We start from the raw sequence: 26140 nt of genomic DNA, 5'->3' as shown, positions 1-26140 counted from the left end.
ATGATAAATAAATTAGGTTTTAGATAAAATAATAAATATTAATTCAACGAATTACTGAATATACAGCAAAAATGAAATCACAAGACGTACGTAAACAATTTTTAGATTTTTTTGAAAGTAAAGGGCATTTAATTGTTCCTTCGGCTCCGATTGTTCTTAAGGATGATCCAACCTTGATGTTTAACAACTCAGGAATGGCGCAGTTTAAAGAATATTTTTTAGGCCTTGGAACTCCAAAAAGCAAGAGAATTGCCGATACGCAAAAATGTCTTCGTGTTTCCGGAAAGCATAATGACTTGGAGGAAGTGGGGATTGATACCTACCATCACACGATGTTTGAGATGTTGGGGAACTGGTCTTTTGGTGATTATTTTAAGAAAGAAGCGATTCACTGGGCTTGGGAATTGTTGACTGAAGTGTATAAAATTCCAAAAGACATACTTTATGTTTCGGTTTTTGAAGGAAATGCAGATGAGAATGTGCCTTTTGATCAAGAAGCTTGGGATATTTGGAAAACATTAATCGATGAAGACCGAATTATTCTTGGAAACAAGAAAGATAACTTCTGGGAAATGGGAGATCAAGGACCTTGTGGACCCTGCTCTGAAATTCACGTTGATATTCGTTCGGCAGAAGAAAAAGCTTTGGTTTCAGGTAAATCTTTAGTGAATAATGATCACCCGCACGTGGTAGAGATTTGGAACAATGTATTTATGGAATTCAATCGTAAAGCCGATGGTTCTCTGGAGAAATTGCCTGCTCAGCACGTGGATACGGGAATGGGATTTGAGCGTCTTTGTATGGTTTTGCAAGGAGTTCAGTCGAATTATGATACGGATGTTTTTACACCGTTAATTAGAGAAATCGAAACGATTACGGGTGCTAAATATACCATTAAGGCGAAAGACGAAGAAGAAGAAAAAATAAATATTGCGATTCGTGTGATTGCAGATCACGTGCGAGCGGTGGCTTTTGCGATTGCCGATGGTCAGTTGCCATCGAACACAGGCGCTGGTTATGTAATTCGTAGAATTTTGCGTCGTGCAATTCGTTACGGTTTTACTTTCTTGGATACCAAAGAGCCTTTTATTTACAAATTGGTAGAAACATTGAGCACCCAAATGAGTGGTTCATTCCCTGAAATTCGTACTCAAAAAGCATTGTGTTCGAATGTGATTCGGGAAGAAGAAAGTTCTTTCTTGCGAACATTGGATCAAGGATTGGTATTGCTGGATGCTGTGATTAACACGAATTCTGGAACGGTAATCGATGGTAAAAAAGCATTCGAATTGTATGATACCTATGGTTTTCCTATCGATTTAACGGCTTTGATTTTGTCTGAGAAAGGATTGGAATTGGACGAAAAAGGTTTTCAAGAGCAATTGCAATTGCAAAAGGAACGTTCTCGTGCGGCTTCAAAAGTTACGGCAGGAGACTGGAATGTTTTGGTTGAAGATGATGTTCAGGAATTTGTGGGTTACGACCGATTGAAGCACCCAGTAAGAATCACCAAATACCGTAGAGTAGATAGTGTAAAAGATGGCGAAATTTATCAGTTGGTTTTCAATTCTACTCCATTTTATGGTGAAAGCGGAGGACAAACAGGTGATAAAGGATATTTGGAAGCACAAAACGGTGATATTATTTATGTAATAGATACCAAAAAAGAAAATAATCAAACTGTACATTTGACTAGATCGTTGCCTAATAATTTAACCGATAGTTTTACGGCTATTGTGGATGTAAATCAAAGGGCTAGAACTTCGTCAAATCATACGGCAACGCATTTGTTGCACCAAGGATTGCGAAAAGTATTGGGTACACATATTGAACAAAAAGGATCAATGGTGCGTTCTGCTTCTTTGCGTTTCGACTTTTCACATTTCTCTAAAGTATCGGATGAAGAATTAAAAGAAGTGGAGAATTTTGTGAATGCTAGAATTCGCGAAAGCTTGCCTTTGATAGAAAAAAGAGCGATTCCAAAAGACCAAGCGATTGAAGAAGGTGCGATAGCGTTGTTTGGAGAGAAGTATGGTGATTTGGTTCGAATGATTAAGTTTGGAGATTCAGTAGAATTATGTGGAGGAACACATGTTCCGAATACAAGTGATATTTGGCATTTCAAAATTGTTTCAGAAGGTGCTGTTGCAGCTGGAATTCGCCGTATTGAAGCGATTACCAGTGATGCGGCCAAAGACTTTTTCGAATCACAATTACAATCTTTTTATGAGATTAAAGATGTGTTGAAAAATGCAATTGATCCAGTAAAAGCGATTCAAACATTGCAAGATGAAAATTCTTTGCTTAAAAAACAATTGGAGGTTTTATTGAAAGATAAAGCCAAAAATATGAAAGGCGAATTGGCTCAGGAATTACAAGAAATCAATGGAATTCAATTCCTTGCCAAAAAAGTTGATCTGAGTCCAGAAGGAGCCAAAGATTTAGCTTATGAATTGGGTACTTTAGGAACGAATATATTCTTGGTTTTGGCTACAGCCGAAGCAGGAAAACCAACATTGTCTTGTTACATCTCTAAAGAATTGGTGGCTGATAAAAAACTAAACGCAGGTCAAGTCGTTCGTGAATTAGGGAAATACATTCAAGGTGGAGGAGGAGGACAACCTTTCTTTGCTACCGCTGGAGGGAAGAATGTGGATGGAATTGCAGAGGCTTTGGCTAAGGCGGTTGAGTTTATTAAGTAGATTTCAAAACATATGTATCATCTTTTATAAAGATAAATAATTTAATATTGCCCTTAAATAATCTGTTTATACAGATTGTTTAAGGGTTTTTCATTGAATCCTAATTATAGAAGAATGTACTTTTTATGATTATTGAATTGAAATGGGAGATTTTATTTTTATAGCGAATTTTAAAACAGTAACCTACTTGTAAACAATGCTTTATGTTTTTTTTGATTTTGTACGTATTATTAGATAAAAAATTATGATTTAAAATTTGTTTTTTCATTTTTTTATGATTTTTTTTGTAAAAAATTAACTATATATAATTATGAAAAAATTACTTTATTTATTTAGTGCCACATTATTAGTGTTTACATCTTGTTCTAGTGATGATGCTAATTCATCTGATTCTGCTTCAATGATTTTACCAAAATCAGTAAAGTACACTAGTCCATCTTATCCATCCGATAATTCGAATTCAACTATTTCTTATGATGGTAATAAAATTATCAGCATTAAAAGTGAAGATGGAAGAACAGATTATGTTTATGATGGAAATGTAATTGTAAAAACTACTGATTACGATGCAGCTGGTAATAAAGATAGTGAAGCGATTTATACTTATGCAGTTGGTAAATTAGCGGGTTATTCTTATGCAGAAAATTTTACATCAAAATTTCCAACAGGTGAGTACAAGACGAGGACTGCATATACTTATAATTCTGATGGGACTATTAAGACTTTATATTATACAACAGATGTTACTACTGGTGTGGAGTCAAAAACTAATAATGAAAGATTGTCTACTATTTCGAATGGGAATTTGGTTAAAGTTGTAGAAATAAATTCAACTCCTGGATCAAGTGTTTATACAACTGTTTATGAATTTGATGCTAAAAATAATCCGACTAAAAATATTGCAGGATTTAATTTATTAGCTATTACAGATGAAGGATTTGGCTCTATTAATAATATTGTCAAAAGTACTTCTTCGTCTGTTGATATGTCAACTAATACATCGAATACTAATGTATACAAAACAGTTTATGTTTATGACGCAAATGGATATGTTACAAAAGAAACCTCTTACGAAAATGACGGAACAACAGTTGATGGAATAACGGAATATACTTATTAGTTTAACCCTATTCTATATATCTAAAAAGCCAGATACATTTAGTGTTTGGCTTTTTTTTTATGGAATAAATTAAAAAACTACTTTTGTGTTTCATTTATCCGTAAAAGTTACTATTGCAAATGAACTTCACAACCCAAATTCCCATTCGAAAAAACTCCAATCCAATAGACTACAACTCCAAAATAGTCTCGTTGGGTTCTTGCTTTGCTGAAAATATGGGAGATAAATTCCAATATTTTAAATTTCAAAGCACGACCAATCCATTCGGAATAATTTTTAATCCAGTTTCTATTGAAAAAATTATGGATAGAGTGATCAATGATTTATTGTTTACTGAAGAAGATATCTTTTTTCATAACGAGCGTTGGCATTCTTTTGAAGTACATTCAGATTTAAGTCATGCTAATCAAGAGGAATTATTGGAAAATCTGAATCAAATTTTGGAGGAAACCAAGAAACAATTGCAGGAAGCGACTCATGTTATTATCACGTATGGCACTTCATGGGTGTATCGAAATATAGAAAAAGACGCTATAGTTGCCAATTGCCATAAAGTGCCCCAAAAGCAGTTCGTCAAAGAATTACTTTCGGTAAAGACCATTCAAGAAAGTATCGATCATACAATCAGTTTGATTCGAGGTATAAATTCCAATTGCAATTTCATATTTACCATTTCACCAGTACGTCACCTCAAAGACGGTTTTATTGAAAATCAGGTTAGTAAAGCACATTTGATTACAGCTGTTTATGATATTTTAAAAGAATCGGTGGTAGTTCCCCCTTCGGGGGCTAGGGGGCTTTTCCCTTCCTACGAAATCATGATGGACGAACTTCGGGATTATCGTTTTTATGCTGAAGATATGATACATCCAAGTCAAGTAGCGATTGATTATATATGGGAAAAATTCAAGAAAAGTACTATTGCAGAAACGGCTTATGATACAATGGAAATTGTAGAAAGTATTCAAAAAAGTATGCAACACCGTCCTTTTAATCCAAATTCCGAAAGTCATAAAAAATTCGAATTGAAATTGAAGGAAAAAATAACTAAATTAGTAGCTCAGTATTCATTTATGAAATTTTAATTATGCTAAAGAAAATTATAGTTGGTGCAATAGTAGTAGTGGTCATAATTTTGGCATTCAAATTTTGTGAGTTCAAGAAAGAGGATGATTCAACTTTGGATTACAATACCAATTTGATTCAGCAACAAATCGTGAATGTGGGTAAATTGGTCGTTACCGAAGGTCATTTTTCGGAGGTATTGACGTATAAAAACCAACAAAAGTATATGATGGATATACTTTCGTTTGAGAAAAAAGCACTAATAATAGTCAATGCCGATGTTACCGTTTCCTATGATTTGCATCAGATGAAATACGATATTGACGAAGCCAATAAAACCATCACAATTCTAAGCATTCCAAAAGAAGAAATAAAGATAAGCCCAGACATCAAATTTTATGATGTAGAGCAAAGTCAGATGAATCCGTTTACAGGTGATGATTATAATAAAATCAATAAATCAGTAAAGGTTAATTTGGCAAAAAAAATCGAAAAATCCACATTGAAATCCAATGCCCAAAATCGTTTGATAAGTGAATTGTCTAAGATTTTAATTTTGACCAATACAATGGGATGGAAACTACAATACGAAGGTAAAGTGATTGAAAATGAAAAGGACTTTGCTACAAAAGTAAAGCTATAGAACTGTTTTCAACTTTAGTGAAAACAACTAAATTATTGCTAATACTTTGGAGAATCACCCAATAATTTTAATACATATTAGTGGAATTGTATAACTTATAAAATTGTAGTTGTTGCATATTTGTAGATTCAAAAATTCCTGATAAATAGTATGAATAGCAAGAATTCAAACGCATTTATTTACAAAGATTTTTTATATGAACCCAAAACTAAATTCTTTTGTAAAAAAAACAAAGCGTATTATACTTTGGAGCGCTCTTACAATTGTGTGTTTTTTGCTTTTAATTATTGTTTTAATTCAAGTTCCAGCTATCCAAAATTTTGCAAAAGATAAGGTACTAACTTATCTCAATGAAAAGCTAAAAACCAAAAGTTCTCTAGATCATATTGCTATAACTTTCCCAAAAACGATAGTACTAGAAGGTTTTTATTTTGAAGATCAACATAAGGACACTTTATTGAGTGGTAAACGGTTGGCTATTGATATTGATTTGTTTAAAATTTTCAATCACAAAATAGAAATAAACTCGGTTGAACTGGAAAACGCAACGGCCAATATTTCAAGGAATAAGGATGCAGTATTCAATTTCGATTACATTATCAAAGCATTTGCTTCCAACGCGCCAGCGGATCCTAAAAGCAAACCATATGTTGTATCGGTTGTTGATGTGGATTTAAAAAACATCAAGTTTAGTTTTCAAGACGATTTATCCAAAAATGACATTCGCCTAAAGCTGGAAAATTTCAGCACAAAATTCAAAAAGTTCGATTTGGACAAAATGGATTTCAATATTCCTTATATAGATTTAAAGGGTTTGAATGTAGTTTTAAATCAGGATTTGGTCGAAAAAATTGCTGAGGTCTCTGTTAAAACCGCTGATACGATTGCCAAGAGAAGTGATTTTAACTTGGAATTAAAAAAAATCACATTGTCTAAAATCAAGGTTTTATACGACAATAAAGATTCTAAAATGAATTCAGGATTTACGTTGGGGAGTTTAAAACTTTTGGTTAATGATTTGGATATAAAAAATCAGATACTCGATTTTGACAGTTTTGAAGTTAAAAATGTAAAAGGTAATCTGCTTCTTGGTAAAAAAGACAAGCAACTAAAAACACCCAATTTAGATACAACAGCCATTGCAACAAATGGTTGGAAAATGAAACTGAAAACAATCGATTTGCAAAACATTGCTTTCCAATTTGATGATATGGAATCTCTTGCAATTGCAAATGGAATCGATTACAGTCACCTTAATTGGAATGGTTTGAATGCAAAAGCCGAAGGTATTTATTTTAGAAATGAGACTATTTCTGGGCGTGTGAAATCATTATCCCTAAATGAGAAAAGCGGACTGATAATTCAACAACTCCAAACACAGTTTTTTTATGGACCAAAACAAGCTTATCTGAATAATTTGTATCTAAGAACACCTCAAACAGAGTTGAAAGACAAATTAAAAGTGAACTATCAATCGCTTGCAACTATTTCAAAAAACACAGGAGATTTGTTGGTTGATGCTAATTTGAGTCAGTCGAAAATTGGCTTTAAGGATATTCTACTCTTCGCTCCACAATTGCGTAAAATGAATCCTTTTCAATCGAATCCCAGTGCCATTTTATATATTAATTCTCGTGTAAATGGTAAGGTGAAAGATTTGAATATTCCGTATTTTCAAATGCAGGGAATTGGAAACACAAAAGTTTCTGTCTCAGGAAAAATAAAAGGACTTCCCAATTATGAAAAAGCTTTTTTTGATTTGGATATAAAAAATATAACGTCGTCTTCTCGTGATGTAATTTCTTTTATACCTCAAGGAACACTTCCCAAGACGATTCGGCTTCCGGAGCAATTTAACGGTAGCGGAAAATTTAAAGGTTCGATTGATAATTTTAAAACCAAATTGTTGTTAAACAGCAGTTATGGCAAAGCCAATATAGACGCATTTTTTGATAATAGAATTAAAAACAGTGAAAAATATGACGCCACGATTGCTTTTATGGATTTTAATCTTGGACGACTGATCAAGAATGATTCGTTGGGGAAAATTACGTTAAATGCAAAAGTTAAAGGGCAAGGACTGAATCCTAAAACGGCAAATGCTCAGCTCGTAGCCATTGTAAAAAAAGCGGATTTCAATAAATATACGTACTCTAACATGGCTTTGAAAGGTACGATTGCCAAAGGAAATTTTGATATAAAAGCCGACAGTAAAGATCCAAATCTAAAATTTAAATTGGATGCCAATGGAGGTTTCAAAGATAAATATCCGGCAGTAAAATTGAATCTGAATCTTGATATCGCCGATTTGGAAAAATTGAATCTGCATGCCGGTCCGATGAAACTTAGAGGAAATGTTGTCGCAGATATTGCCAACAGTAATCCCGATTATTTGAACGGAGAAATTGTAGCTTCTAATGTCCAAATTTTGCAAGATGCAGAACCGATTGTTTTGGATAAGGTTAAAATTACGGCTTTTGCTGATAAACAAAAAAACAATATTAAAATCAGTTCGCAATTTGTTAATGCCGAAATAGATGGAAAATACAAATTGACCACACTTTCGGATGCGATACAAAATTCACTTTCAAAATATGTAAATGTTCAAACTGCGAAGTATAAAACCAATTCAGAAAAACAACAATTGACATTTAATCTTTCGATTCAGAACGACCCTGTTTTGTATAAATTGATTCCCAAATTAACAGGACTTGAGCCCATAAATATTTCAGGAAAATACAATAGTGTTGGCGATTCATTGGAACTAAAAGGAGCCATTCCGAAAATTATTTATGCCAACACGACCATATCTGACGGTAAGATAAATATTGAAACAAAGGAAAATGCTCTAGAATATCAAGCTTCTGTGGCAACCATTGAAGGCGGACAATTTAAAATTCCGTTTACAAATTTATCAGGAAAAGCGCAAAATAATATTCTTTCGTATGCTTTGCAGGTAAAAGACAAAGACAAAAAAGATTTGTATTTTATTGCTGGTGAATTACTTCATGAAGATTCCAAAAACATCATTAAACTGAATGCGGAAAACTTGGTTTTGAATTATGATAAATGGAATATAAACCCAGAAAACGCAATTGAATTTGGAGATAAAAGACTTTATGTCAATAAATTTTATCTGGATAATTCGGGAAATGAATTGAAGATTCAATCGCAAGACAATCTAAATAATGCTCCGCTTCATGTTGATTTTGTGAATTTCAAAATAGAGACAATTTTGAACATGATAAAGAAAGATGAATTGGAAATGCAAGGTTTGATAAATGGATCAGCCGTAGTCGAAAACGTCATGACGAATCCCATTTTTACTTCAGATTTGACCATTGATACGTTTGTTTTTGGCGGTGAGGCTGTTGGAGATATCAATTTAAAAATAAATAACAAAACGTCAAATATACTTTCGGCAAATATGACGCTATCTGGGGAAGGAAATGATTTGGCTCTTTTGGGAAAATATACAATAGACAACGAAAATTTCGATTTGAACTTAGATATTAACCAATTAAACATCAAAAGTATTCAAGGGTTTTCATTTGGAAATATAACCGATGGAAAAGGTTCTTTGTCTGGACAATTTAAAATTACCGGAAATGCTTCGGAACCAAAAGTAAACGGAGAGTTAGTTTTTAAAGACGCTGGTTTCCGAATCACAAAGCTTAATTCTTATTTTACAGTAAATGACGAGAAGGTTTCTTTGAGAAATGAAGAAATTGACTTTGATCATTTCTCCATTTTTGATGAAAATAAAAACGAACTGGCAGTAAACGGGAAAATGACAACCCAAAATTTCAGGGATTTTAACTTTGATTTAATCGTTACGGCTGATGATTTTAGGGCTATTCATTCTAAAGTCACCGATAATGATTTGTTTTATGGAGATTTATTTTTGGATACCAAACTAAAAATTGGTGGAACACTTGACAATCCTATTGTTAAAGGAAATGTCGAGATTAATGACGAAACAAAATTTACGGTTGTTATGCCACAGTCGGATCCTTCTATTGTGGACAGAGAAGGAATTGTGGAGTTTGTCGATGAAGATAATCTGTATTTAAAACAAACAGTTGCATTGCAAAAAGAGCTGAATCAATCGAAATTAATAGGGATGGATGTATCCGTCGCTATCACTATAGATAAGGAAGCCGATTTCACTTTGGTAATAGACAAAGGGAATGGGGATTATCTGAACTTGAAAGGTGAAGCGGAACTTACAGCCGGAATTGACCCTTCCGGAAAAACTACGCTGACGGGTAAATACGAGTTTAGTGGAGGTTCATATGAAATGAATTTCAATATGATCCGACGAAAATTTGACATTCAGAAAGGTAGCTATATTATTTGGAATGGAGAACCAACAATGGCAACTGTCAATATTACGGCGATTTATAAAGTCAATACAGCACCGTTGGATTTACTAAGCGATCAACTTGGAACGATGACTCCTGCTGTTAGAAACACCTACAAACAAAAAATTCCATTTCAGACTTTATTGAAAATGAATGGAGAATTATTAAAACCAGAAATTACTTTTGACATCATTTTACCTGATGGGAATTATGATGTTTCATCGGATATAGTAAGTGCTTCTCAAACCAAATTAGAACAGCTAAGACAAGATCCGTCTGAATTGAACAAACAAGTATTTGCATTATTACTGTTGAATCGATTTGTTGGCGAAAACCCTTTTTCTAGCGAAAGTGGAAGCACTAGTGCCGAATATCTCGCCCGACAAAGCGCTAGCAAAATTCTATCGCAACAGATGAATGATTTGGCGGGAGATTTAATTGCAGGAGTTCAATTGGAATTTGATTTGGAATCGACCGAAGATTATACTTCGGGGGCTAAAGAAACCAGAACCGATTTGAATGTTGGAGTTTCTAAAAAACTTTTGAACGACAGATTGAAAGTGACCGTAGGAAGCAGTTTTGGAGTGGAAGGACAAGAACGGGCCAATGAAGATGCCTCTAATATTGCTGGTGATGCTTCCTTAGAATATCAATTGAGTAAAGACGGCAGGTATATGATTAGGGCGTACCGAAAAAATGAATACCAAGTGGCCATTCAAGGTGAAATTGTAGAAACAGGTGTGATCTTTATCATCACAATGGAATACAATAAATTCAAAGAATTGTTTAAACGAAGTGCCAAAGAAATTGAGATTACCAAAAAGGAACAGATTCGTAAAGAAAAAAAGAAATTGGAGAAAGAGAAACAAAATGCAAAGGTGTCTTATGAAAACTAACTATTCAAAATATCTTTTACTTCTATGCTCATTCTTTATTCTGGGATGCAGTAACACCAAGTTTTTGACCGAAGGTGACCTGCTATATACTGGCGGTTCCGTAAAAGTAGAAGATTCAATTCTAAAAAGAAAAGCCAGAAAAGCGTTAGAAACAGAATTAGAAAATCTGTTGCGCCCCAAACCAAACAAACAAATATTGGGATTAAGGCCCAAATTGTATATCTATAACCTAGCAGGCAAACCTAAAAAAGAAAAAGGGATTCGACATTGGTTGCGTACCAAAGTTGGGGAACCACCGGTTTTATTCAGTCAAGTAGATTTAGAATACAATGCTTCGGTATTAAGAAATTATACCGAAAACAGAGGGTATTTTAAAACCAAAGTGCAATCAGATTCAACGAGGAATGGTAAACGAGCCACAGCAGAATATATTGTTAAACCTTCAAAACAATATAAAATTAAAAACATTTCTTTTCCGGATGATTCCATTGCTTTGGGAAAAGCAATTAGTAGAACTCAGAAAAGAAGTCTTTTAATTCCGGGAAACCCTTATGATTTGGAAGTTATAAAACAGGAACGCGACCGTATTGATGCCAGATTAAAAGAAAAAGGATATTATTTTTTTAATCCCGATTATATTTTGGCTCAAGTCGATAGTGCCAAAGGAGATCACGAAGTGAATATTAGTCTAAAAATAAAAGAAGAAACACCTTCAAAAGCTAGGAAACCCTATGTTATAAATGATATTATTGTGTATCCAAATTATTCAATTTTAACAGATAGTATTGTTTATAAAAAGGATGATATTTTACATTACAAAGACTTTACCATCATTGATTCGGCCAATACTTTCAACCCTAGGGTTTTTGATCGCACGTTGTATTTTAAAAAAGGCGATTTGTACAACAGAAAAAATCATAATCTTTCTTTGAATCGTTTTGTAAGTCTCGGTACTTTTAAGTTTGTTAAAAATGAATTCAAGGTAGATGATTCAATTCCAGATGCTTTAAACGCTTATTATTACCTGACCCTATTGCCAAAAAAATTCCTTCGATTTGAAGTTAAGGGTAGTACCAATTCGGCTGGTTATTCGGGTTCTGAATCGAAAATTAATTGGAGCAACAGAAATTTTCTTGGTGGTGCCGAATTATTCACACTTTCTTTATTTGGTGGAATTGATTTTCAAATTTCAGGAAAGAATGGGGGACATGATATTTATACTTTTGGAGGCGAAGCAAGTTTAATGTGGCCACGTTTAGTTGCACCTTTCAAATGGCAAAATTCAAGCGAATTTGTTCCCAAAACAAAAGTACTAATCCGTTATGAACGCCAAAGTAAGTCAGAGCAATATACTTTGAATTCTTTTAAAACTTCATTTGGTTATTTGTGGAAAGAAAGCGCTAAAGCAGAACACGAATTGAAAGTATTGGAAATTAATTATGTGAGTCCAAAAAATGTAACGGCTTCTTATTTGGAAGAAGCAGCCACAAATTCTTCATTGTCAAAAGTGATCGAAAAGCAGCTTATTTTTGGACCAACCTATTCGTATACTTTTACAAATACGCAGAAAAACAGAAAAACACACACGTTCTATTTCAATGGTGAACTCGATTTGGCGGGAAATATAACAGGATTGCTTATGGGAGCAAATGCCAAAAAAGGCGATACGATCAAGTTTTTTGATGTACCTTTTAGTCAATTTGTAAAAGTAAAAACAGATTTTAGATATTACTTAAAATTAGGTAAAGAAAGTAAATTGGCTTCGAGATTCATCGCAGGCGCTGGTTATGCTTATGGAAATAATACCGTGATGCCATCCTCAAAGCAGTTTGTTACTGGTGGAGCCAATAGTATTCGCGCTTTCAGATCTCAATCGATTGGGCCAGGTAGTTACAAAAACATCGATCCAAATGCTATTTTTTTACAGGATGAATTGGGAGATATAAAATTAGAATTCAATACAGAATATAGAACTAAATTGTTTAGCATTATTGAAGGCGCTTTGTTTGTAGATGCGGGAAATATTTGGTTCTTGAATGAAGATAAAAATAAAGCAGGTGGTCAGTTTTCAAAAGATTTTATGAAAGAAATTGCGGTCGGAGTGGGAGCAGGGTTACGTTTTGATTTTTCTTTTTTAATCCTACGAACCGACTTGGCTTTTCCTATTAGACAACCTTATTTGGTAAACGGAAGCAATTGGGTGATAGATGCAGTCGATTTTGGAAACAGATCTTGGCGAAAAGATAATCTGATGCTCAATATCGCTATTGGTTATCCTTTTTAATTTAAAACCGTTTATTTTTCAAACATAAAAAAACCGCACCTTTTTGTGCGGTTTTTGCTTTTATAATTAGAATTATACTTTCAAGTTTCCTTTGACCCCCACATCACTATCGGTTCCAAAAACAGCTGCACTCGCTATTTTTAATAACGTAATTATTTTACTGTTTTTGGTATCCCAATAATAAGAATCAGCAGGTGTCACTTTTATCACCGATACTTTTGGGTCTTTTTTTCCTTCTTCAAACCAAGCTTTTGCAATAGGACTCCACAATTCATCGATTTTTTGTTGGTCTCTAAATATAGTTGCATGTCCATAAACTGAAAGGTATTGTGAACTGCTGATATTAGAGAAAAAAAGCTGTACCTGATTGTCTTGTTGAATTTCATGATTTTTATCGCTGTCCGTTGAACTGATAAACCATAAATTTCCTTCATCATCAATATCCTGAACAGCCATAGGTCTGGATTGAATAGGGATTTGAGCTAATTGTGTACAGAAAATGGCTATTTTTATATCGCCTGCAAGTGATTTTATTTTCTTGATTGCCTCGGCATTAATTAAATTTTCATGCATGATATTTTATTTTAAAGTTTCTAAATCTATTTTTTCTGATGTCCATTCTATAGCTAGTAAATATTCTTCTTTGCTAAATCCGCGAAAAGTTCCTGGCATTATTTTACTAAAAATATCTGTGAATTGAATTACAGTATTAGAATCCGTGACTATAGCTGCACGGTTCCATTTTAGGATATTTTTCATTCCCAAAAAGGCATCTTCCATCCAAGCGCCAAAGGTAAAATCGGCTGGAGAATTATCCAGGAAAAGCAAATAATTCAATTTACCTGTTTTTTCAACCAAAGCAGTTACTTCTTTTGTAACCAAATCAAAATCTTCTTTTACGACTTCACCTTCACTACGAAATCCTACCATATTGGAGGGTAAATCTTTTATTTTTTCTATCATGACGTTTACTTTTAATATTATTTCAAAAATATTTAAAATAACAGCTAACTATCTTATAATAAATAATTTAATTGTTATATAATTACAGTATTTGTCAGATTAATATTTGTTTTTAAAAAGATTTATATAAAAAAAACAGGTTTGTTGTGTAGAACAACAAACCTGTTTGTATTAAAATGATAAACTAAAATCTATTTAAGCCGTTTCATTTTCAAAAATCAATTCTAATCCATTTGAGATTAAGTTGTAGATTTCGGGACGTTGTTTTTTAAGATTTTCCAAATGCAAAAGCACCTCTTGCATCAAATTCGTTTCGTTTCTCGTATTCAAAAGCTCAATGATTTCAATAGAAAGTAACCAGTCGTTAGAGTGATTTTTTTGAAGTTTTTCAAAAATAGGTTCTAATGAAGTAGTCGTGTCATTCGATTCTCGAATACTTCTTACGGTTTGGTACAAAACTTCCAAGTCGTCTCTTTCGGTCGTTTGTTTGGCTTTAATGGTTTTGCTTGAAGGTACGTGCAAAATCAAATCAAAACTATTCACATCGGCAGGACCTGAAAAAGCCGAAACCAATTTTTTGCCCACCGCCATATCGTAATTCCCCCATTCTGGTTGGAATAAAATAGTATCTCCGTGTGTAACCGTACAGTTTTTGAAACAAATCAAAATAATTTCGCCATGCAAATTTCTCTTTCCAGTAATGATTTCTCCAACAACTTTAATATCACCTTCAAACTCCAAAGTAGCCGTTTGACCTTCATAAACACCATAAGCTTTTAGGTCTCTTGGACTCATATCTTCGATTGCCAGATTGATACCTTTTAGCTTTCCTATCGGGCTACCAAAACCTTCTGGATGTGTACTTGTTCCGTGACCCACCAATTCTTTTTCGCGATACGACAAAGCTGTTTTTCCTGTGGTTTGAAAGTAAATTGGTTTTCCTTCGTCTTCAATAACATTTGTAAATACACCCGAAATCTGTAAACCAGTACTCAATTCAACGGTTCCCAATGCTTTCGAATGGATTAGTTTTTTTAACCCCGACAATCCTCCTGTACGCAAAGCCATAGTGTTGGCAAACTCTTCCAAAATTAAACTCAAATAAGCAAAATCGGGAGTTACATACAACTGCGGTTGCAATTTTGTAATGTCAAAACTTTGATTAACTGCTGAAAAACCATAAGGGATTTTCTTCACGTTATCCGTCATGCACCAAGCACTTTCGCCAATGGATGACAATAATCCGGCGCCGTATATTTTAGGATTTTCAACTGTTCCTATTAAACCATATTCCACAGTCCACCAATGCAGGTTCCGAATTTGAGCCATTTCAGACAATTCGCCCATATTGTTTTGCAGGTCTTCCACAGCTTTCTCGGCTGCTTCAATTTCGGCTTGCGGTGTGCCTTCCGCTTCTTTCAAAATAGAAAGCAAGCGAATGGCTTCATACATTTCGTAATCTTTATGTGAAGAAATGGCTTTACAACCTATTTCTCCAAAACGGCGTAGGTATTCTGCATATTCGGGATTCGCAATAATAGGCGCGTGTCCAGCACCTTCGTGAATAATATCGGGAGCAGGAGTGTATTCAATATGTTCGAGTTGACGAATGTCGGATGCGATGACCAAAACATTATACGCCTGAAACTCCATAAAAGCATTCGGCGGAATAAAACCATCAACTGCCACAGCAGCCCAGCCAATTTCGCTCAGGATGCGGTTCATACCGTACATACTTGGAATGTTATCTACCTCAATTCCCGTTTTTTTCAAACCTTCCATATACGAACTATGCGCTACCTTCGAGAGATAATTCACGTTTTTGCGCATCACATAACGCCAAACCGCTTGATTTATGGGAGTGTAATCGCTATAATCTTGTGGTTTAATAAACTGTTTTAAATGTTTCGGCAAACGGTCTAACAACGGATTACTTTTTATTTTTGTGTTCATAACGAAAACGATATAGTTTTTGTGCAAAAGTACAATTTTCAGAAACTATTTCCAGTGTTTACGTGCTTAATTCTGCAAATAGCAACATTTTGTCAAATACATTTTTAAACATATAAGTCATATAAGTTTTTAATTTGAACAAAAGTAAGTAAAATCAATAGTTCATTTAAACAAAGTCATTTCCCTTTCCGGAAATCGTTTTTGACTTATATTCACTTTTTTAATACTATTTTGGTAAACTAGTTTTTTTAAACTTTTATGACTTATATGTTTGAAATTAAAGGCTGTTTGTTTTAGATATAGGCTTTTTTTATAAATTATTTCTCCACCTTTTCCAAATCTTCCACTTTGGTTTTGGTTAAATTAAGTTTATTGAATGCTTCATTGTTGGGAATATGCATTTCAAAATCATCCATATAGTCAATTTCGATTTCAAAATTAGAACCTAATAAATCCAATACGTGTCCTCCCACCTTTTTATCATCCGAAAGAAAATGAAAATGATAGCCTGGCACATTCAGCCCTTTCATGTATTCAGGAAATCGAAAGCCAATCAACGTTCCAGAAATAGTTCCCAACTCAAATACCGATTGTTTTTTTACGGCATCAATCATCAAAGGATACGGTTTAATTTGTTTAGAGACAGATCGGGTTTTTATCGTTTGGCATTTTACTTTGATTTTATACGCCACATATAAGTTTTTATTGGGCGATATGGTGTCCAGTAAAGCATAGAGTTTCTTGAGGTCAAAGGATTGGTGCGCAAAAACAACATTCTCTTTTGAGAAATTCGTCACCACCGCAAAAGGTGTTTTTTGTGAAGGATCTACCGCATATGCTTTCCCATCCGATTTGATTTGGTAAAAATGATTATCAAACCCAATCATTTCACCGTCCAATTCATTAAAAGTTCCAATCCCGAAACTTCCTTTCTTTTGCAATGCGGCCAGAGTCATATCACCATCAAAACCGCCTTCCATCAAAGCGTTGATTGTAGCATATTGATATATCGTGGTGTTTTTGTCTTTTTGGGCAGAACTGGTAAAAAACGAGAGCACTATTAGTAGAAAAGTAATTGTTTTTAAAGAATGGGTCATTGTAATTTGGTTTTTGTTAGTGTAGCAAAAGTAATACAATGGTTTTGATACTAATGGAATTTTGCAAAACAACAAGTATAGTTATTTAAAATCAAAAAAAAGAAACCACAAATTACACAGATTAGCACAAATTATTTTTTAAAATTTTCAAAGAAATTTGTGCTAATCTGTGTAATTTGTGGCAAAAAAAATACAATTCCATTATTTTAATTTACAAAAGCGGATGCTTCCCCTCATGCCTAAAATACTCAATTTTGTAATTGAACATTTCGGCCATATTTTGACCTCTTAGTTTAGCTTCTTCGGCGAGTGGACCTGTAAATAAACTATCCACAGTTTCGGTGAAAATTTCCATCCAGCGGTTAAAATGTTGTTTCTCTACCGGCAGTTGTTTGTGGGGCAGAAAAGGACTTCCGGAGTAGGTATGTTCTTCGAGCAAAATCGTTTGCCAAAAACGGTACATTTTCTCCAAATGTTCAGGCCAGCGGTCGCCTATTTTTTCATTGAAAATAGCGCCAATCAAATCGTCTTTCTGTACTTTGGCGTAAAAGGTATTGACCAATAATTGAATGTCTTCTATGTTTGTGATGTCTCTTAATGTTGTCATGATATGGTGTAAAAAAAGCCTACACAAAGGTAGGCTTTTAAATAAATTATTTTTTCTTTTCCGCTATAACTGGTGGGTATTGAGCCAAAATTTGAGTGACAATATTATTAATTATTTCGTCTTTTCTATCCATATCTTTGGTAAGCGTTCCAGTTCCTTCACCTTGCCAAATCAGTTCTTTCTTTTTGGCATCAATAAGGTCAATGTATAAAGTGCCTTCGGTAGAAGAACTTACATACGTTTGTCCACCATACATATACGGATTCCATCCCCATCCCCAACCGTAGCCATATCCAGCATTGAATTGGTTTACACTAACTTGTTCTCTAGATTTAGTGAAAATATTGATCAATAAATCGGGAGTTTCGCTTTTGGTCATTCCTTTGGTCTGTAATTGTTGGTCAATAGCGTTCAGAATTCTTCTTTTATCCAAATCAGAAATTTCGACTTTATCAATACCTGATTTCATGAAAGCATATGTTTTGTACTGTGTAAAATCGGCTGATTTATCATAATCAGAATATACTTTCACGGTGTCACAAGAAGCAACTATGAAAAGTAACAATAGAGGCAAGAATTTAATAGTTTTCATATGTAGATAGTATTTGTTTTTTAATGAAATATGGTATTGCTAGATTTTTATTTGTGTTTGCGACAACTGTTATCAAGCGATTGCATATTCATATAATTAATGTTTAAATAAATTTAGCCCAAAAATCGTACCAATTCAGCCAAATAAGTGTTAATTTTAAAATAAAGGTTTCTGAAGGTTTTTTGGCGCAGATTAAAAAAACATAAATATAAAACTTGTAGCAAATTTGGATAGACATAATTAATTCACAGCTCAATTTTAAAAGGTGTGACTTTTTTTAACCATTAAGGCATTAAGTTATATTAAGCAATTCAACTAATCTTAATTTTCTTAATGTCTTAATGGTTCAATTTTTTTAAAAGTACATTTTGAATGTTTTAGTTTTCTATACAAAACAATAAGAATCTAATTCAATAAGGCATCATCCACTAAATTCGGTAATGTTACTTTTAATAAAGGTTCAACTTCCATAGCACGTTTGATGGCGAAGACAGCTCCTTCGTTACGGGCCCAACTACGTCTTGAGATTCCGTTGTTGACATCCCAAAAAAGCATGGAAGCCAAGCGTCGAGAAGCTTCTTTGGAACCGTCCAATACCATCCCGAAACCACCGTTGATCACCTCACCCCAGCCAACGCCACCACCATTGTGTATGGAAACCCAAGTGGCGCCACGGAAACTGTCTCCGATTACGTTTTGAATCGCCATATCCGCCGTAAAACGAGACCCGTCATAAATATTGGAAGTTTCTCTGTAAGGAGAATCCGTTCCCGAAACGTCATGATGATCGCGACCCAAAACCACGGTTTCGATCTCTCCTTTGGCAATCGCCTGATTAAAAGCTTCGGCAATTTTCACACGACCTTCGGCATCAGCATATAGGATTCGGGCTTGAGATCCCACAACCAATTTATTTTCTTGTGCGCCTTTGATCCACTGAATATTATCCTGCATTTGTTGCTGAATTTCAATAGGAGCAGTTTTAGCCATTTCTTCCAGAACTTGACAAGCAATAGTATCAGTTTTGGCTAAATCTTCTGGCTTTCCGGAAGCACAAACCCAACGGAAAGGACCAAAACCATAGTCAAAACACATAGGTCCCATAATATCCTGCACGTAGCTCGGATATCTGAAATCAATTTTATTTTCGGCCATAATATCGGCTCCTGCACGAGAAGCTTCCAGTAAAAAGGCATTTCCGTAATCAAAGAAGTACGTTCCTTTGGCCGTGTGTTTGTTGATAGCTGTTGTGTGTCGACGCAAAGTTTCTTGTACTTTTTCCTTGAATAAAGCAGGATTGTTCGCCATCATATCATTGGCTTCTTCAAATGAAATTCCAACTGGATAATACCCACCTGCCCACGGATTGTGTAGTGAAGTTTGGTCGGAACCCAAATCAATATAAAGGTTTTCTTCGTCAAAACGTTCCCAAACATCCACCACATTTCCAAGGTAGGCAATAGAAACCGTTTCGTTATTGGCTTTCGCCAGCGCCACTCTTTTGACCAATTCGTCAATGTCTTGTACCACTTCATTAATCCAACCTTGACTGTGTCGAATGTGCGTGATTTTGGCATTTACCTCGGCACAAACCGTGATACAACCCGCAATATTTCCCGCTTTGGGTTGCGCGCCACTCATTCCGCCAAGTCCTGAGGTGACAAATAAACCTCCTTTTGGGGAACGTTTTATTTTTCTGAAACCGTTCAAAACCGTGATTGTCGTTCCGTGAACAATTCCCTGCGGCCCAATATACATGTAACTGCCTGCGGTCATTTGCCCGTATTGGGAAACGCCCAAAGCATTCATTTTCTCCCAATCATCGGGTTGAGAATAATTTGGAATTACCATTCCATTCGTAACCACCACTCTCGGCGCCTCTTTGTGGGAAGGAAACAATCCCATCGGATGCCCGGAATACATCGTCAACGTTTGCTCATCGGTCATTTCCGATAAGTATTTCATCGTCAATAAATATTGCGCCCAGTTCGAGAAAACCGCACCGTTTCCGCCATAAGTAATCAATTCGTGCGGATGTTGCGCCACCGCATAATCCAGATTGTTCTGAATCATCAGCATAATGGCTTTGGCTTGCTCACATTTTCCAGGATATTCCGAGATTGGACGGGCATACATTTTATAATCAGGACGCAGACGGTACATATAAATACGGCCATAAGTCTCTAGTTCATTGCGAAATTCAGGAATTAACTCTGCGTGATGTTTCGGCTCAAAATAGCGCAAAGCATTACGTAGCGCTAGTTTTTTCTCATCGTCAGACAAGATTTCTTTTCGCTTAGGCGCGTGATTAATGTTGGCCTCATACGGTTTCGGCTGAGGTAATATAGAAGGAATTCCTTGTTGTATTTGTTCTTGAAAAGTCATTTTTTTGGTATTTAAAATCTAAAATTAATTGTTCTAATGAGCAACTTTTGGGCGAGACCACATTAAGAAAAGTGGCCTACGTTTCGTGTCGGTTAGTCGGCCACTTTCCTTAATGCGGTCGGGCTATCCGCACTACTTCGGTAGTTTGCTTTTATCCCTCTCGCATCCCGTAAATCAAGATATTTTTCTTAATTTAGAGAAATTCGCCACTAAGGATATCGTATATCCGACCTGTGGTAGGACTTATGAATTTTAATTTTATATTTTAAAGAAAGAATGTCCATAAATAATAATATAATACTGTTTTCTGAAAGCTGAATACTAAAAAACGGAACACTGATCACTTTTTCAAAAGCCCTGTTTTCTTATCAAATCCATAGGGACAATGACGACAGCCGCTTTTACAACAATACCCTCTTTTCAAATGGTGCTTTTCGGTAAAACATTTGTAACCTTCGGGTGTATAATAAAAATCTTCACCTTCTATTAATTTATTTTCATTACTTTGTTCTGCCATTCTGTTTTTATGCTTGAAATTCGCTACTAGACGATTGTGATTTTCTTTAATTTGGACTAATTTGTTTGTACAAATCTATAAATTTTATAATCAATGTTTGTTATTGTTGCCAAATATTTAATTCCGAAAGGATATCGCGGGCTAACCCTTTTTCCGTTCGTGTTTGTGAAATATGCCTTTGATTCCGAAAATAAAACCTTGGTCAATCACGAGAAAATACATATAAGACAGCAATTAGAATTACTCGTTTTGCCTTTTTTTGTTTGGTATTTTGTCGAATATGCGGTACGTTTGCTCCAGTATAAAAACGCTAATTTGGCCTATAGAAATATCAGTTTTGAAAGAGAAGCTTATGCGAATGAACTCGATTTGAATTACCTTAAAACGAGAACATATTTTCGTTTTTTAAAGTATTTGCAAGTAAAGAATAGTTAACCGCAAAGCGCGCAAAGGATTACGCAATCCCGATAGCTATCGGGACGCTAAGCTTTGCGTACATAGCGCTTCCATTGCGAACCTTGCGGTTAAACTTTGAAGCAATCCATTATAAATACCCCATAAACTTTGAATCAAAAAATAACATACGAACTGCCCAACGGAATCTATCTTGAAATAAAAAGAGAAGATTTGCTTCATCCTTTTATATCAGGGAATAAATTCAGGAAGCTAAAGTACAATTTGCTACAGGCGAAAGCCGAGAATCAGGAAACAGTACTTACTTTCGGCGGTGCGTATTCCAATCATATTGCGGCGGTGGCCTATGCGGGAAAAGAACAAGGTTTTAAAACCATTGGAGTGATTCGCGGAGATGAATTGGGTGATAAAATTGCCGAAAATCCAACGTTAAAATTTGCCCAAGAATGCGGAATGGAATTCGAATTCGTTACCAGAGAATCCTATCGATTCAAAGCCGAACCTAATTTTATTGCCAATCTACGGCAGAAATTCGGATCGTTTTATCTCGTTCCAGAAGGCGGAACAAATGAATATGCAATAAAAGGTTGCGAAGAAATTTTGACGAAGGAAGATGCTAAATTTGATTACATATGTTGTGCGGTCGGAACAGGGGGAACCATTTCGGGAATTATAAACAGTGCTTTGCCACACCAAAAAATTTTGGGATTTCCAGCATTAAAAGGAGACTTTTTAAAAGATGAAACGCCCATGAATAAATTTTCTTCCAAATTAAATAGAAATGGCGTTCCTGACGACCTTAGGCAAATAACTACTTTTTCGGAAGAAATTTGTAAATTTGCCACCAATGCAAATTGGGAATTGATCACAGAGTATCATTTTGGAGGCTATGGAAAGGTAAATGAAGAACTGATTCAGTTTGTAAATGATTTTTACAAACAAACGCAAGTGCCATTAGACCCTATTTATACTGGAAAGATGGTTTTTGGCGTTATAGATTTAATTCAGAAAAACTATTTCCCCAGTAATAGCAAAATTTTATTGATTCATACTGGAGGATTGCAAGGAATTCAAGGGATGAATGCGCTTTTAAAAAGCAAAAATAAAACAGTGATTCAATTTCAATAGCAATGGCAAAAATCAATGCCAAATAATAATATTGTAAAGCAAAAACATGGTTAAGAAAATATTTTCATTTCTTTTATTTATATTTCTTATGAGCTGTGGCTCTTCGAAACCTACAATAGTTACTACCAAAAAACCAGTAGGGTGGAAATATTCCAAACCAATCCAAAACGGCAGCAGTAGAAAAGTTGGTACACAGTCCACTTCAAAACCAATGACTATAAATGAAGTAACAAATGCCTATATTGCACAATATAATGCCGTTGCAATGGCCAATATGAAAACCTATGGAATTCCTGCAAGCATTATTTTGGCACAAGGAATTTTGGAATCCGGATCAGGAAAAAGTGATTTGGCTGTAACTGCCAACAACCATTTTGGAATCAAATGCCATAACGATTGGACGGGAGACAAGGTTTATAAAGACGATGATTCGTTGCAAGAATGCTTTCGAAAATACAATCAAGCTTCTGAATCCTACCAAGATCACGCGACGGTATTGACAGGAAAAAAAAGATATGCCAATTTATTTACTTTGCCCAAAGCGGATTACAAAGCTTGGGCAAAAGGACTGAGAGACGCTGGTTATGCCACCGATCCTAGATATCCAGAAAAATTAATAAGCTATATAGAAACTTATAATTTAAGCCAATACGACACTAAAGTTTTAGGAAATAAAATGGCAAAAGAAGAAGCCAAAGTATTGCTTGATGATAATTTTGGAACTGATGAAGCCAGTTTGTACGAAATTCAAAAAGGAGATACTTTTTATTCGGTTTCTAAAAAATTCAATTTAACGGTTGACGAATTAAAGCAGAAAAATAATCTAACTGAGAATGCACTTTCGATAGGACAGAAGTTGATAGTGAAATAGCCCCCTTAAACCCCAAAGGGGGAATAAAAATCTAAAGTCAAAAATCTAAAATCATAAATAGTAATGATATACAAAAGAAGTAGTGAACTTTTTGCGGAAGCAGAAAAAGTAATCCCAGGAGGAGTAAATTCACCAGTAAGAGCGTTTAAAGCTGTGGGCGGAACACCAATATTTGTAAAAAGTGCCAAAGGAGCCTATTTGTACGATGAAGACGGAAACCGTTTAATCGACTATATTAATTCTTGGGGACCAATGATTTTGGGTCATGCCTACGAACCGGTGGTCGAAGCCGTAATTCAAAAAGCCAAATTAGGAACGTCTTTCGGAATGCCAACCGAATTGGAAACTCAAATTGCAGCACTTGCCGTTTCGATGGTTCCAAATATAGATAAAATCCGTTTTGTAAATTCGGGCACAGAAGCGTGTATGAGCGCGGTGCGTTTGGCTCGTGGATTTACCAAAAGAGACAAAATAATCAAATTCGCAGGTTGTTATCACGGACATTCCGATTCGTTTTTAATTCAAGCGGGGAGTGGTGCTGTTACTTTTGGAACACCAAACAGTCCAGGTGTAACTGCTGGAACTGCCAAAGACACTTTACTAGCCAAATACAATGATTTGGAAAATGTGGCTACTTTAATCGAAGCCAATAAAAATGAAATTGCCGCTATAATTGTAGAACCCGTTGCAGGAAATATGGGTTGTATTCCACCTGCTAAAGGATTTCTAGAAGGATTGCGCGAGTTGTGTACAGCAAATGGAATCCTATTGATTTTTGATGAGGTAATGACAGGTTTCAGATTGGCCAGAGGTGGAGTTCAAGAATTGTTCAATATTAATGCCGATATTGTTTGTTTCGGAAAAGTAATTGGTGGTGGTTTGCCCGTTGGAGCTTTTGCAGCTCGTGCCGAAATTATGAATTTCTTGGCGCCATTAGGGCCTGTTTATCAAGCGGGAACGTTGTCCGGAAACCCATTGGCTATGGCTGCTGGATTGGCCATGTTGCAAGCATTAGATACTGATCGCGCTATTTTTAAAAGATTAGAAGAGAAAACAGCTTATTTAGGAGCTGGAATCGAAAGGGTATTGAAAGCCAATAATGTGGTTTTTACCATCAATAGAATTGGTTCGATGATTTCAGTTCACTTTGATGCCAATCCAGTAACCGATTTTAAATCTGCAGCTGCGGGAGATAATGAAACGTTCAAGAAATTCTTCCACGGATTAGTGGCCGAAGGAATCTATATCGCGCCATCTGCGTATGAAACTTGGTTCATCACCGATGCATTAACGTATGAAGACTTGGATTTCACCATTCAAGCGATTGATAAAGTTTCTAAAACATTTTAATTTCTCGATGTCTACAAGGTTTTATTCTAACCTTGTAGGTATAACTTTTATAAGGAACATTAAAAAAAAACACCTACAAGGTTAGAAAAAACCCTGCAGGAGTAAAAACACAAATTCCACTAATTAGCACGAATCTATTTGTGTTTATTAGTGGAATTTTTCGTTTAACATTTAAATATAATTGGAATGATTTTCTACATTCCTCCTCTTCTTTCTTTCATCTTGTCTTTCATTTTATCTTTTTTTTCGGCTCTCAGATCTTGCCATTTTTGATATTGATCGGCAGATAAAACCGCTTTCATTTTAGCTTCAGTATCTTCTTTTTCGGCTTGCATGTTGTTTCTGAATGCAGCTCTTTCTTCTGAAGTCAATTTATCTCCATTGGCTTTTCGAGTGTCTTTTTGCTCTTTTGCATCTTGCATTTTAGCTTTTTTGTCCGCTAATATTTTACCAACAGCTTCTTGTTGTTTGGCATCCAACGTCAATTCTTTGGTTAAATAGGCCAAATGTTTTTGTTGGCGTTGTTCAGGAGTCATTTTTTCCATATTGGCTCTGTTGGGTTTTGGAGTAGCTTCCTGAGCAAATCCAGTTAAGCCCATTCCAAATACTAAGGCAATAATTAAATTTTTCATTTTCATTTTGTTTTTAAGTTACAGCAATAAGACGAATATAAGAATCAAAGGTTTAATGCTTTAACGTTAATTTATCAAAAACTGATTTTAGTCATATCATTTTAGAAATCGTATCCTATCTTTGTATCGTGAAAAATATCATATTCATAATCATCATTGCTGTATTTCTAAAACCGATTTTTCCGGTTATAGATTACGCAATCAATTATGAATACATCTCAAAGGTACTTTGTGAAAACAAAGCCAAACCAATGATGCATTGTAACGGAAAATGTCATTTGATGAAAGAATTGGCCAAAGCTGCCGAAAACGAAAAGCCCGCCTCTTCCGATAAAAAAGGCTATTCTTCCGTTCTTGAAGTATTGTTTTTTGAGGAAATTAACCCATTTGCAATAGCTGCTGTTTCTTTCTTGAATAACGAAAATTGCAATTATATCTATTCTAATTTATATTCCAATTCTCATTTGGAATTCATTTTCAGACCTCCCATTTTTATTTCTTAATTTTTATTGAGGACTATAACTGCGGCTTTTTGATTTTTCAAAAGGCAATTTTTA

The 26140-nt window shown here is 34.9% G+C and carries 20 protein-coding genes; 11 read left to right on the top strand and 9 right to left on the bottom strand.

Features of this window, described 5'->3' with window-relative positions:
• Window positions 1–71: 71 nt before the first annotated feature.
• From alaS to tamL, 6 genes are all read left to right on the top strand, one after another.
• Window positions 72–2702: an alanine--tRNA ligase gene (gene alaS / locus OYT91_RS09745; RefSeq protein WP_281237801.1), complete on the top strand. Its 2631-nt coding sequence runs from the start codon at window positions 72–74 to the stop codon at window positions 2700–2702.
• A 310-nt stretch (window positions 2703–3012) separates the two neighbouring features.
• The gene (locus OYT91_RS09740) at window positions 3013–3822 is read left to right on the top strand and encodes a hypothetical protein (protein ID WP_281237800.1); all 810 of its coding nucleotides are present in this window, start codon (window positions 3013–3015) and stop codon (window positions 3820–3822) included.
• A 119-nt stretch (window positions 3823–3941) separates the two neighbouring features.
• The gene (locus OYT91_RS09735; RefSeq protein WP_281237799.1) at window positions 3942–4907 is read left to right on the top strand and encodes a GSCFA domain-containing protein; all 966 of its coding nucleotides are present in this window, start codon (window positions 3942–3944) and stop codon (window positions 4905–4907) included.
• 2 nt (window positions 4908–4909) lie between these two features.
• Window positions 4910–5530, top strand: a complete 621-nt coding sequence (locus OYT91_RS09730) for a DUF4230 domain-containing protein (protein WP_281237798.1) — start codon at window positions 4910–4912, stop codon at window positions 5528–5530.
• 196 nt (window positions 5531–5726) lie between these two features.
• Window positions 5727–10790, top strand: a complete 5064-nt coding sequence (locus OYT91_RS09725) for a translocation/assembly module TamB domain-containing protein (RefSeq protein WP_281237797.1) — start codon at window positions 5727–5729, stop codon at window positions 10788–10790.
• Window positions 10780–13074 (top strand): translocation and assembly module lipoprotein TamL, encoded by a 2295-nt coding sequence (gene tamL, locus OYT91_RS09720; RefSeq protein ID WP_281237796.1) that lies wholly within the window; start codon window positions 10780–10782, stop codon window positions 13072–13074. The genes OYT91_RS09725 and tamL overlap by 11 nt, the downstream gene beginning before the upstream one ends.
• A gap of 72 nt (window positions 13075–13146) precedes the next feature.
• On the opposite strand, the gene OYT91_RS09715 is transcribed toward tamL, so the two are convergent.
• The 8 genes from OYT91_RS09715 to OYT91_RS09680 all read right to left on the bottom strand — a co-directional run bounded on the left by OYT91_RS09715 (window position 13147) and on the right by OYT91_RS09680 (window position 21188).
• A complete protein-coding gene (locus OYT91_RS09715; protein ID WP_281237795.1) occupies window positions 13147–13647 on the bottom strand; it encodes a pyridoxamine 5'-phosphate oxidase family protein in 501 nt (166 codons plus the stop codon).
• 6 nt (window positions 13648–13653) lie between these two features.
• Window positions 13654–14037, bottom strand: coding sequence for a SpoIIAA family protein (locus OYT91_RS09710; RefSeq protein ID WP_269221903.1), 384 nt, complete (start codon window positions 14035–14037; stop codon window positions 13654–13656).
• Between the two features lie 195 nt (window positions 14038–14232).
• Window positions 14233–15990 (bottom strand): aromatic amino acid hydroxylase, encoded by a 1758-nt coding sequence (locus tag OYT91_RS09705; RefSeq protein ID WP_281237794.1) that lies wholly within the window; start codon window positions 15988–15990, stop codon window positions 14233–14235.
• Between the two features lie 317 nt (window positions 15991–16307).
• A complete protein-coding gene (gene budA, locus OYT91_RS09700; RefSeq protein ID WP_281237793.1) occupies window positions 16308–17087 on the bottom strand; it encodes an acetolactate decarboxylase in 780 nt (259 codons plus the stop codon).
• A gap of 211 nt (window positions 17088–17298) precedes the next feature.
• Window positions 17299–17694, bottom strand: coding sequence for a group III truncated hemoglobin (locus OYT91_RS09695; protein ID WP_281237792.1), 396 nt, complete (start codon window positions 17692–17694; stop codon window positions 17299–17301).
• Window positions 17695–17740: 46 nt separating this feature from the next.
• The gene (locus OYT91_RS09690) at window positions 17741–18286 is read right to left on the bottom strand and encodes a DUF4136 domain-containing protein (RefSeq protein WP_281237791.1); all 546 of its coding nucleotides are present in this window, start codon (window positions 18284–18286) and stop codon (window positions 17741–17743) included.
• A gap of 405 nt (window positions 18287–18691) precedes the next feature.
• A complete protein-coding gene (gene hutU, locus OYT91_RS09685; RefSeq protein ID WP_281237790.1) occupies window positions 18692–20671 on the bottom strand; it encodes a urocanate hydratase in 1980 nt (659 codons plus the stop codon).
• A gap of 340 nt (window positions 20672–21011) precedes the next feature.
• Window positions 21012–21188, bottom strand: coding sequence for a C1orf53 family protein (locus OYT91_RS09680; RefSeq protein ID WP_165830459.1), 177 nt, complete (start codon window positions 21186–21188; stop codon window positions 21012–21014).
• Between the two features lie 93 nt (window positions 21189–21281).
• Here OYT91_RS09680 and OYT91_RS09675 point away from each other — a divergent pair, with 93 nt between their 5' ends.
• From OYT91_RS09675 to hemL, 4 genes are all read left to right on the top strand, one after another.
• Entirely contained in the window at window positions 21282–21623 is a 342-nt protein-coding gene (locus OYT91_RS09675) for a hypothetical protein (RefSeq protein WP_269221908.1), read from the top strand.
• Between the two features lie 129 nt (window positions 21624–21752).
• Window positions 21753–22730, top strand: coding sequence for a 1-aminocyclopropane-1-carboxylate deaminase/D-cysteine desulfhydrase (locus tag OYT91_RS09670; RefSeq protein WP_281237789.1), 978 nt, complete (start codon window positions 21753–21755; stop codon window positions 22728–22730).
• Window positions 22731–22776: 46 nt separating this feature from the next.
• Entirely contained in the window at window positions 22777–23601 is an 825-nt protein-coding gene (locus OYT91_RS09665; RefSeq protein ID WP_281237788.1) for a glucosaminidase domain-containing protein, read from the top strand.
• A 63-nt stretch (window positions 23602–23664) separates the two neighbouring features.
• Window positions 23665–24951 carry a glutamate-1-semialdehyde 2,1-aminomutase gene (gene hemL / locus OYT91_RS09660; protein WP_281237787.1) on the top strand — a complete coding sequence of 429 codons (1287 nt, stop codon included), beginning with the start codon at window positions 23665–23667 and terminating at the stop codon, window positions 24949–24951.
• A 194-nt stretch (window positions 24952–25145) separates the two neighbouring features.
• On the opposite strand, the gene OYT91_RS09655 is transcribed toward hemL, so the two are convergent.
• The gene (locus tag OYT91_RS09655) at window positions 25146–25583 is read right to left on the bottom strand and encodes a DUF4890 domain-containing protein (protein ID WP_281237786.1); all 438 of its coding nucleotides are present in this window, start codon (window positions 25581–25583) and stop codon (window positions 25146–25148) included.
• Window positions 25584–25711: 128 nt separating this feature from the next.
• Between OYT91_RS09655 and OYT91_RS09650 the strand changes: the two genes are divergently transcribed.
• On the top strand, window positions 25712–26086 hold the full coding sequence (locus tag OYT91_RS09650) for a hypothetical protein (RefSeq protein WP_281237785.1): 375 nt from the start codon (window positions 25712–25714) through the stop codon (window positions 26084–26086).
• Window positions 26087–26140: the final 54 nt, after the last annotated feature.

Source organism: Flavobacterium praedii, from assembly GCF_026810365.1.
GTDB lineage: Bacteria > Bacteroidota > Bacteroidia > Flavobacteriales > Flavobacteriaceae > Flavobacterium > Flavobacterium praedii.
The sequence above is the reverse complement of the archived record's forward strand: the minus strand, read 5'-3'. Positions and strand labels throughout refer to the sequence as shown.